At 74.4% G+C, this 2737-nt stretch carries 3 protein-coding genes and 1 pseudogene; all 4 read left to right on the forward strand.

Features of this window, described 5'->3' with window-relative positions; genetic code table 11:
- The coding region (locus AB0J09_RS61720) for a pyridoxal-phosphate dependent enzyme (protein ID WP_360713399.1) at positions 1 to 398 on the forward strand (398 nt) is incomplete at its 5' end.
- Positions 399 to 527: 129 nt separating this feature from the next.
- Positions 528 to 1136 carry a biotin transporter BioY gene (locus AB0J09_RS61725; protein WP_360713401.1) on the forward strand — a complete coding sequence of 203 codons (609 nt, stop codon included), beginning with the start codon at positions 528 to 530 and terminating at the stop codon, positions 1134 to 1136.
- Between the two features lie 7 nt (positions 1137 to 1143).
- Positions 1144 to 2529, forward strand: a complete 1386-nt coding sequence (locus AB0J09_RS61730; RefSeq protein ID WP_360713403.1) for an AMP-binding protein — start codon at positions 1144 to 1146, stop codon at positions 2527 to 2529.
- Position 2530: 1 nt separating this feature from the next.
- A pseudogene (locus tag AB0J09_RS61735) lies at positions 2531 to 2737 on the forward strand (hypothetical protein); the annotation flags it as partial.

Consider the following 2737-nt stretch of genomic DNA (forward strand, 5'->3'; position numbering starts at 1 on the left):
GGTCGGCCCCGCTCGTCCACGGTGCGCCCGTGGCCGACCCGCGTACGGAGGCCTCCGCGATCCGCGTCGGCAACCCGGCCACCTGGGACGGCGCACTCGCCGCCCGCGACGAGTCCGGCGGGCTGATCGCGGCGGTGTCCGACGAGCAGATCTTCGCGGCGTACCGGGTGCTGGCCCGCCGCGACGGCGTCTTCGCCGAGCCGGCCTCGGCGGCGGGCGTCGCGGGCCTGCTCGACCAGCACGCGCGGGGCGCGCTGGAGCCAGGGCTGCGGATCGTGATCACGCTGAGTGGCAACGGCCTGAAGGACCTGGACGCCTCCCTGCGCGACGGCTACACCTCGACGGAGACGTCTTCGTCCACCTCGGACGTGGCCCGAGCCCTCCGCCTGGCCGCCTGACCGTCCCTTGTCCCGCCGGGGGCAGGGATGGTTTGTGGAAGCGGTATCGTCCGTTCGCAGATGAACGCACGGAAAGTTGTGGGATACCTCCATGCCTGAAGCGTGGTGTTGTGGTGTGGGATCGACCCCATGAAGGATGAAGGGAAGCAGCGCAGGTTCCCTACGGGCGACCTGGCGCGGGTGGCGGTGTTCGCGGCGCTGATCGCGGTGCTCGGCCTGCCCGGCTCGCTGAACGTCTTCGGCAACGCGGTGCCGATCACACTCCAGACGCTCGGCGTGATGCTGGCGGGCGCGATCCTCGGCACGTGGCGGGCCGCGCTGGCCGTCGCGGTACTACTCGTGCTGGTCGCCGCGGGCCTGCCGCTGCTGGCAGGCGGGCGCGGCGGCCTGGGCGTCTTCGCTGGGCCGTCGGCCGGGTTCCTGATCGGCTGGATCCCCGGGGCGGCGCTGACCGGCTGGCTCGTCGAGCGCGCGGGCCGCAATCCAGGCATCATCCGCCTGGTGGTGGCGTGTCTGCTGGGCGGTGTCGGCGTGATCTACCTGTTCGGCATACCTGTCCAGGCGGCCATCACCGGCGTGTCCCTGGGTAAGACGGCGCTGCTCAGCGCCGCCTTCCTACCCGGCGACCTGATCAAGGCGGTGCTGGCGTCGGTCGTGGCCCGGGGCACGCAGCGGGCCTACCCGGATGCGGTCCCGGCCGTGCACCAGGAGCGACTGCGTACCGGCGTGGGGCGTTGAACCCTCGATGCCGGTAGCAGCACACGTGATGCGGCACGCCGCCGAGCGCCCTTCGCGCCTGGCGGTGTGCGGCCCCGAGGGGGAGCTCACCTACGCCCAGTTCGCCGAACGCATCCAGGGCGCCGCCCGCCACCTGCTCGCCCTCGGAAGGGGGCCGGGCACGCTGGTCGCGATCGGCCTCACGGACCCGGTCGACGTGCTCACCGCCGTGCTCGCGGCGGACCTGGCGGGCGCGACGCCGCTGGTGGGCGACCCGGTGTGGGACCGGGAGCGGTGGTCACGCGTCGCCCCGGCATCACCGTACGCGGCCGGCCCCGCCGTTCACGTGGACGCGCCGCTGCCGTACGTGGCCGGTCCCACGGTGACGCATGACCCGCGGCCGGAGGACAGGGCGTGGGCGTGCTTCACCTCGGGCAGCACCGGCAGGCCGCGCGCCATCGTGCGCGCCCGCGCGTCGTGGACGGCGTCGTTCCCGCACCTCAGCGACCTCGCCGGGATCGGCCCGGACGACGTCGTCCTGGTCCCCGGCCCGCTGGTGTCGAGCCTGTACGCATTCGCCGCCGTACACACCCTGGCCACCGGCGCGACGGCCCTCCTTCCCGGCCGCTGGCCCTCCAGGGCTCTGGGCGACCTGCTGACCAGGGCCACCGTCGTGCACCTGGTGCCGCACCGGCTGCCCGACGCGCTGGCACACCCGGGGACGCTGCGCACGGCCGTCGTCGGCGGTGCGGCCCTCGACCCGGACACGCGCGCCGCAGCCGTCCGGGCGGGGGTCCGTGTCGTGTCCTACTACGGGGCGAGCGAGCTGTCGTTCGTGGCGGTGGACGTCGACGGGGATGGGCTGCGCCCCTTTCCGGGCGTGGAGATCGAGGTCCGGCCCACGCCCGGCGCGGCCGGCGCTCTCGGCGAGGTGTGGGTGCGTTCGCCGTGGCTGGCCGACGGCTACCTGGGCGATGCGGCCGGACCGTTGCGCCGTGACGGTGACGGTTGGGTGACCGTGGGCGACGTGGCGGAGCCGTACCGGGTAGGAGAGGTGCTGCGGGTGCGGGGGCGCGGTGACGGTGCGATCCAGACCGGCGGCGCCACAGTCGTGCCCGAGGACGTGGAAGAGGTGCTCAGGAAGGTGCCCGGCGTGGGGGACATCGTCGTGATCGGCTCGCCGCACCCGTCGCTGGGCTCCGTGGTCACGGCGGTCATCGAGGCAGAGTGCGCCTCGCCGCCGCCGCGCGCGCTGCTGGAGGCGATGGCCAGGAGCGGCCTGGACGCGGCGCAACGTCCGCGCCGCTGGTACGCGGTGCCGAGCCTGCCGCGCACTCAGACGGGCAAGCCCGCACGCGCCCTGGTCGCGGCCCGTCTGGCGGACGGCGACCCCGATATCCGGCGGCTGGCCTGACATGCGGGACGAACCCATCGCCGGGACGGCACCCGTCATCGTGTCCGCACGGCGTACCCCCATCGGCACGGCCGGGCACGCGTTCAAGGGGCTGACCGTCGATCGGCTGGCCGCGCCCGTGATCGCGGCCGTGGCGCGCGATCTGGCCGGGCGGCGGGTCGATGACGTGGTGCTGGGCAACTGCATGGGGCCGGGCGGCAACGTGGCC

The organism is Nonomuraea sp. NPDC049784, from assembly GCF_040659615.1.
GTDB lineage: Bacteria > Actinomycetota > Actinomycetes > Streptosporangiales > Streptosporangiaceae > Nonomuraea.